The 6,830-nt window shown below is 70.2% G+C and carries 4 protein-coding genes and 4 tRNA genes; 6 read left to right on the forward strand and 2 right to left on the reverse strand.

Annotated elements, in window-relative coordinates:
- Window positions 1-33: 33 nt before the first annotated feature.
- Entirely contained in the window at window positions 34-1,854 is a 1,821-nt protein-coding gene (gene glmS / locus ABZX22_RS43285; RefSeq protein WP_354922561.1) for a glutamine--fructose-6-phosphate transaminase (isomerizing), read from the reverse strand.
- Between the two features lie 12 nt (window positions 1,855-1,866).
- Window positions 1,867-2,130 (reverse strand): hypothetical protein, encoded by a 264-nt coding sequence (locus ABZX22_RS43290; protein WP_354922564.1) that lies wholly within the window; start codon window positions 2,128-2,130, stop codon window positions 1,867-1,869.
- A gap of 188 nt (window positions 2,131-2,318) precedes the next feature.
- Between ABZX22_RS43290 and ABZX22_RS43295 the strand changes: the two genes are divergently transcribed.
- The 6 genes from ABZX22_RS43295 (at window position 2,319) to ABZX22_RS43320 (ending at window position 6,716) form a co-directional block, all read left to right on the forward strand.
- Window positions 2,319-4,256, forward strand: a complete 1,938-nt coding sequence (locus ABZX22_RS43295; protein ID WP_354922567.1) for an N-acetylmuramoyl-L-alanine amidase — start codon at window positions 2,319-2,321, stop codon at window positions 4,254-4,256.
- Between the two features lie 91 nt (window positions 4,257-4,347).
- A tRNA-Gly gene (locus ABZX22_RS43300) sits at window positions 4,348-4,419 on the forward strand.
- 16 nt (window positions 4,420-4,435) lie between these two features.
- Window positions 4,436-4,506: transfer RNA gene (locus tag ABZX22_RS43305), tRNA-Cys, on the forward strand.
- Window positions 4,507-4,556: 50 nt separating this feature from the next.
- Window positions 4,557-4,628, forward strand: a tRNA-Gly gene (locus ABZX22_RS43310).
- A gap of 19 nt (window positions 4,629-4,647) precedes the next feature.
- A tRNA-Val gene (locus ABZX22_RS43315) sits at window positions 4,648-4,722 on the forward strand.
- Between the two features lie 218 nt (window positions 4,723-4,940).
- On the forward strand, window positions 4,941-6,716 hold the full coding sequence (locus ABZX22_RS43320) for a hypothetical protein (protein WP_354922570.1): 1,776 nt from the start codon (window positions 4,941-4,943) through the stop codon (window positions 6,714-6,716).
- Window positions 6,717-6,830: the final 114 nt, after the last annotated feature.

Raw genomic sequence — 6,830 nt, forward strand, 5'->3', positions numbered from 1 at the left:
GCGCCCGGCCCGCACGGCCGCACGGCCGCTCCGCTACTCGACCGTGACGCTCTTGGCCAGGTTGCGCGGCTTGTCGACGTCGCGCTCCAGGGCGACCGCCGCGTGGTAGGCCAGCATCTGCAGCGGGATCGTGAGCAGGATCGGGTCGAGCTCGATCTCGTTCTTCGGGATCACGATCACGTCGTCGGCCAGCTTGGCCTCGGGCTCGCGATGGCCGACCATGAGCACCCGCCCGCCGCGTGCCCTGATCTCGCCGAGCGTGGTGAGGTTCTTGTCGAGCAGCTCGTCGTCGGGCACGATCGCCACCGTCGGCAGCTCGGGGCCGATCAGCGCGAGCGGCCCGTGCTTCAGCTCGCTGGCCGGGTAGGCCTCGGCGTGGATGTAGGAGATCTCCTTGAGCTTCTGCGCGCCCTCGCGGGCCACCGGGTAGCCGCGCACCCTGCCGACGAACATCATGCTCGGATGCCCCGCGTACTTCCTGGCCAGCTCGGCGATGCGGTCGCCCTGCTGGAGGATCTTCTCGATCTGCGCAGGCAGCTCGCGCAGCCCCTCGACGATGCGGCGGCCGTCGGCCGGCGACAGGTCGTGCACCCGGCCGAAGTGCAGGGCCAGCAGGGCGAAGGCGACCGCGGTCGAGGTGAAGGCCTTGGTGGAGGCCACCGACACCTCGGGGCCCGCGTGCAGGTAGATGCCGCCGTCCACCTCCCTGGCGATCGCGCTGCCCACGGCGTTGACGATGCCGATGACCCGCCCGCCCTTGCGCTTGAGCTCCTGGACGGCCGCCAGCGTGTCGTAGGTCTCGCCGGACTGGCTGATGGCGACGTAGAGGGTGTCGGGGTCGACGACCGGATTGCGGTAGCGGAACTCGCTGGCGGGCTCGGCGTCCGCGGGGATGCGGGCCAGCTCCTCGATGAGCTGCGCGCCGATCTGGCCGGAGTAGTAGGCGCTCCCGCAGCCGATGATCTTCACCCGGCGGAAGGAGCGGGTCTCGCGGGCGTCCATGTTGAGGCCGCCGAGGTGGGCGATGTGGAAGCGCTCGTCGAGGCGGCCGCGCAGGGTCCTGGCGATCGACTCGGGCTGCTCGGAGATCTCCTTGAGCAGGTAGTGCTCGTAGCCGCCGGTGTCGTAGTGGCCCGCGTCCCAGTCGACGGTCAGCGGCTCCTTGGCGGTCTCGCGCCCTCCGCTGGCGAAGGTGTGGAAGCCGTCGGCGGTCAGGACGGCCAGCTCGCCGTCCTCGAGGTGGACGACCTGGCGGGTGTAGCGGACGAGGGCGGCCACGTCGGAGGCGGCGAACATCTCCTTCTCGCCGAGGCCCAGGACGATCGGGCTGCCGTTGCGGGCGACCACGATCTCCTTGGGCCGCTCGGCGTCGACGACCGCGATGCCGTAGGTGCCGACGATGCTCTTGAGCGCCTTCCTGACCGCCGCCTCGAGCGTGTCGGTCTCGGTCACCGTACGGGCGATCAGGTGCGCGAGCACCTCGGTGTCGGTCTCTGAGGCGAAGGTCACGCCCTCGGCGACGAGCCTGGCTCGCAGCTCGTCGGCGTTCTCGATGATGCCGTTGTGGACGACCGCGATGCGCTCGTCGGACGACAGGTGGGGGTGGGCGTTCTCGTCGCTCGGCACGCCGTGGGTGGCCCAGCGGGTGTGCCCGATGCCGAGCGCGCCCTTGAACCTGGCGGGTACGGCCTTGGCCAGGTCGGCCACGCGGCCCTTGACCTTACGCAGCTTGAGGCCCTTGTTCGAGACCACCACCCCTGCCGAGTCGTAGCCGCGGTACTCCAGACGCTGAAGCCCCTCCAGCAGGATGGGCGCGGCATCCTTGCTGCCGACATAGGCGACGATTCCGCACATGGGCCAACCTTCCTATCCGTAGACGATCCTGCGCAGCTGGCGCAGCGACAGCTCGGGAGCCGCCACGCGCCGCACGGGTAGTTCCGCCGCGATCCTCGGGAAGATCTCGTCGTTGGTGAGGCCGCGAGACTTCAGCTCGCCGTGGCGGCGCCGTACGAACTCCTCGACCGGCTCGGAGAAGTAGGCCACCACGTCGGCCACCACGCGCGCCGCCTCACCGGGGTCGAGCTGGCTCGTCCTGGTCAGGTGCGCGATGAGGTCCTCGTAGGGATGCACAGGGCAGGACACTACGCATGGATCACACGACACGCCAACATCCTGCCCGAAATCGGGCAGGAATTCCCACGATCGGATACGACACGCCGAAAGGCGGGATGCCCGCAAGCCCCGTAGGCGCTGACAACGCGCGCAGAGATCGCCATACCCCTCGAAAACACGAGCCACATGCCCTTTACGCTACGTAATTGACTGGTCTCGCATCGCAGGGGGTTCTCATGCTCTTCTGGGCCGCCGCACTTCTCGTCGCGCTCGCCCCGGGAGGGGCGCAGGAGGATTTCCGGGCCGCGGCCAAGGAGTACGGCGTGCCGGAGAGCGTGCTGCTCGGGGTCTCCTACCTCGAGTCGCGCTGGGACTCCCACGACGGGCGGCCCAGCGTGTCGGGCGGTTACGGGCCGATGCACCTGGTGGACGCGGAGGCCGTACCGCAGGAGGGGCATGACCACACGGGAGACCCGCGCGGCGACGACGCGCGCCCCATGCGCATCGCCCCCGCGCACCCGCCCGCACACCCCGGCGCCCGCTCCCCCACCGCCGCCGGTGACGCCGCCGCCGGTGACGCCGCCGGTGGCTCCTCCTCCGGTGACTCTGCCGCGGGTGACACCGCCGCCGGTGACTCCGCCGCCGCCGATCAGGACGCGCCGACCCTGCAGCGGGCCGCGCTGCTGACCGGGCTGCCCGCCGAGACGCTGCGGCGCGACCGGGCGGCCAACATCCGGGGCGGCGCCGCGCTGCTGGCCGACCGGCAGCGCAGGCTCGGCGCCCCGCTCAGCGCCGAGCCCACCGCCTGGTACCAGGCCATCGCCGCCTACGCCGGCCCGTCCTTCGCCGGCGAGGTGTTCGAGGTGCTGCGCGAGGGCGCCGAGCGCCGCACCGACGACGGCTCGCTGGTCCGCCTGCCGGCCGCCCCCGTGCCGGTGTTCAGGACGACGTCCGCCGCAAACACCGAGTGCCCCGCCACCCTGGCCTGCGAGTGGATGCCCGCCGCCTACAAGCGCTTCGGCAAGGACGACTACGGCAACCACGACAGGATGCGGACCGAGCGGCCCATCGACTACATCGTGATCCACGACACCGAGGGCTCGTACGGCGGCATCCCCACGCTGGTCAAGGACCCCAAGTACGTCAGCTGGCACTACACGATCCGGTCCGGCGACGGGCACGTCGCCCAGCACGTGGCGACCAAGGACGTGGCGTGGCACGCGGGCAACTGGGACGTCAACACCCGCTCGATCGGCATCGAGCACGAGGGGTTCATGGCCAGGGGCGGCAGCTGGTACACCGAGGCGATGTACCGCTCCTCCGCCCGGCTGGTGCGCTACCTGGCCAACAAGTACGACGTGCCGCTCGACCGGGCGCACATCATCGGCCACGACAACGTCCCCGGCGCGAGCGCCTCGGCCATCCCCGGCATGCACAACGATCCCGGACCCTACTGGGACTGGGCGCGCTTCTTCGCCATGATGGAGGCCCCCCTCGGCGACGAGGCGGAGGACGGCAGGTCCGTGGTCATCAAGCCCGACTACGACGCCCACCGGCCCGACTTCGTCGGCTGCGTCCGCAAGCGTCCCGCCAAGCTGTGCGAGCCGCAGGGCGCCGCCAGCGTCTGGCTGCACACCGAGCCGCGCGACGACGCGCCCCTCGTCGACGACGTCGGCAAGCGGCAGAAGGGCGCCTCCACCTACAGCGTCTACGACCACAGCGCCCGCGCCAGCGCCGGCCAGCGCTACGCACTCGCCGACACCAGCGGCGACTGGACGGCCATCTGGTATCTCGGCCAGAAGGCCTGGTTCCGCAACCCGCCCGACCAGCCCACCGCCGTCCGCGCCGCCGGCCCGCTGGTCGCTCCCGTCCACGACAAGGTCAAGGTGTACGGCAGGGCCTATCCCGAGCGGTCGGCCTACCCGCCGGGCGTGCGCTTCCAGGAGCTCACGCCGCTGCCGTACCGGCTGGGCAGGGGGCAGCTCTACTCGCTCGGGCAGACGGTCAGGGGCACCTATCTGGCGGCGTCGCATTTCAACCCGGCCAAGCACGTCATGGTGCGCGGCAGGATCCGCTACCACCAGATCCAGCTCGGCCACCGGATGATGTTCGTCAAGGCCGACGACGTGCGGATCGTGTCATGAAAGTCGGGCCCCCCGCCCCTCGCTGCGCACGCGCACTCTCCAAAGGCGATATGGTTTTCCCGTGGCCGACGAGCACATCGCCGGATCTCACGCGGAAGTGGCTCAGTGGTAGAGCATCACCTTGCCAAGGTGAGGGTCGCGGGTTCGAATCCCGTCTTCCGCTCGGAGCACGATCTCCTGGTGGAGTGGCCGAGAGGCGAGGCAGCGGCCTGCAAAGCCGTCCACACGGGTTCAAATCCCGTCTCCACCTCGGGCGTCACGCGGAACCTCGCGGATCCGCTAAAGTAGGTAAAGCGCCATGCGGAAGTGGCTCAGTGGTAGAGCATCACCTTGCCAAGGTGAGGGTCGCGGGTTCGAATCCCGTCTTCCGCTCTGAGTGACAACTCGATACGGACGATTAGCTCAGCGGGAGAGCGCTTCCCTGACACGGAAGAGGTCACTGGTTCAATCCCAGTATCGTCCACCACGCTTCAGAGCTCCAGTTCGCGGCCAGTGCCGCGAGTCTGGGGCTTCTTGCTGTTCATGGACTTTCGTGGTTGCTGTCAGCACACGTGCTGACGTTGAGGGCCGCGCGCCGGATCGTGGCCAGGATGCCGGCAAGAAGCGGTCACAAGTCGCGCCAAGTGCGGCACCAGTGGGCGTCGGCATCATGTCTCCCTTCCTCCTTGAGAAAGGGACATCCATATGAGAAGGACAGCGATGCTGCTGAGCGGTTTGCTGCTCACCAGCCTGCTGGCCGCCAGTCCGGCGCTCGCCGCCCCCGCCGTGAAGACAGCCGCCCTCCCCGCGAAGACAGCCGCCGCCACCGTGAAGACAGCCGTGGCCAGTGTCAAGGCGAGCCCCGCGAAGTCGGGCGAGTGCCCCACCACGGTGGGCTTCTCCGCGGTGGTGGCGGCCAAGGGCACGGGAACCGTCCGCTACCGCTGGGTGCGTGGCGACGGAAGCAAGGGCGTCATCAGGAGCTTCCGCGTCAACGGCGCGCGCAGGGTGGTGGTGAAGGAGCGCCAGACGTTCGACCGGACCACCTCGGGATGGCAGGCCGTCGAGATCCTCGGCAGGCGCGGCCTGTCCGGCAAGGCCCGTTTCGACGTCACCTGTACGGGCCCCGGCACCGTGTGGGACGGTTCCCACCTGCTGCCCGCCCGGACGGACAGGCCGCTGGTCGCCGCCGCCCACGTCGACGGTCCGCCGGTCCACCACGGCCCCTGCCCCACGACCGTGACGTTCACCGCCACCATCCAGGTCTCGCGCACCCCTGCGACTGTCGACTACCAGTGGATCGACAGCGCCACAGGTGAGGGCCGGCCGGAGACGGTCTTCTTCGCCGCGGGCGGCCCCCGCGTCCGCCAGGTGACACTGCCGCTGGCCGTCGGCGACTCCACCAGCGGGTGGAAGGCCGTTCACATCCTCAACGCGAACGGCCACGACTCGGGGCGGGCCACCTACCAGGTGACCTGCAAGGGCACGCCGGCCACGCCCACACCCACGCCGACCTCCACACAACCGCCGGCGCACAAGCCGGAGGCAGAGATCTTCGACCTCTCTCCGGGTGACTACGCGGGTCGTTGCACTGAGCCGGTCGAGTACCAGGCCGTCGGCCGCGTCAAGCTGCCGGCGGGACCGGCGCAGAGGGTCACCTACTGGTGGAGGCTGGACGCCACCCAGTGGGAGTCCAAGGAACTCGACTTCCCCGCGAGCGAGCAGCCCCGGGCTCTGGCCGTCACCGCCACCTGGAAGCTCACCTCCAACGACGGAGGCTCCCACAAGCTGACTCTCAAGGCCGAAGGCGGCACCGCTCCGGCGGAGCGGGTGTTCACCTTCAGCTGCGCGGCCCAGCCCGACCCCGCCAGGCTGACCGTCCGGTACCTGCTGACGCCTCGGTTCAAGGGGACGTGCACCGGCAACCTGACCCTCCAGGCGTCCGGGGTGGTCACGACGGATCGCGCGACCACGATGCGGTACCGCTTCGTCGTGGACGGCGTGCCGGGCCCGACCAAGACGCAGGAGCTCGCACCCGGCACCAGCCGGGAGATCGCCGAGGTCTGGACCAACAGGGCGACGAGCAGCGGCACCGGCGTCGTGCGGCTCGAGGTCCTCAATCTGAACGAGCCGGTCAAGGAGGCGGCCTACGCCTGGACCTGCGTTCCGGAGGACACCTCGGGCGCGGTGCGCATCAGGGAGCTCTCGACCAGCGGCTACGACGGCGACTGTGTGGAGACGCCCCAGCTCGGGATCTACGCCGCACTCGTCGCGGCCGCGGGCACGGAGGTGACCTACCGCTGGGTCGTCGGCGGGGTGCCCATGGGCGCCGTGAAGACCACGACCCCGGCCAACGGCATCATCTCCATCGGGCAGGGTTGGCGCTGGGAGGACAGGCCGAACGGACCCGTCAGGTTCGAGGTCCTGAGCCACGACAAGCCGGCCGCTGAAATCACCGTCCCTGTGACCTGCCGGAAGTAGCGCACCGGGAACACGGCGCTGCCCACGGGTTCACCCGTGGGCAGCGCCGGCGGTGGGGGCGCGGGGGGCGGTGCCGGTGTGGGCGCGGGGCGGCCCGGGGGGTCAACGGCCGAG

Source organism: Nonomuraea sp. NPDC003804, assembly GCF_040610675.1.
Classification (GTDB): Bacteria; Actinomycetota; Actinomycetes; order Streptosporangiales; family Streptosporangiaceae; genus Nonomuraea.

Coding starts and splice junctions, on each gene's coding strand:
- glmS (WP_354922561.1), bottom strand. CDS start 1,854: ATGTGCGGAATCGTCGCCTATGTCGGCAGCAAGGATGCCGCGCCCATC.
- ABZX22_RS43320 (WP_354922570.1), top strand. CDS start 4,941: ATGAGAAGGACAGCGATGCTGCTGAGCGGTTTGCTGCTCACCAGCCTG.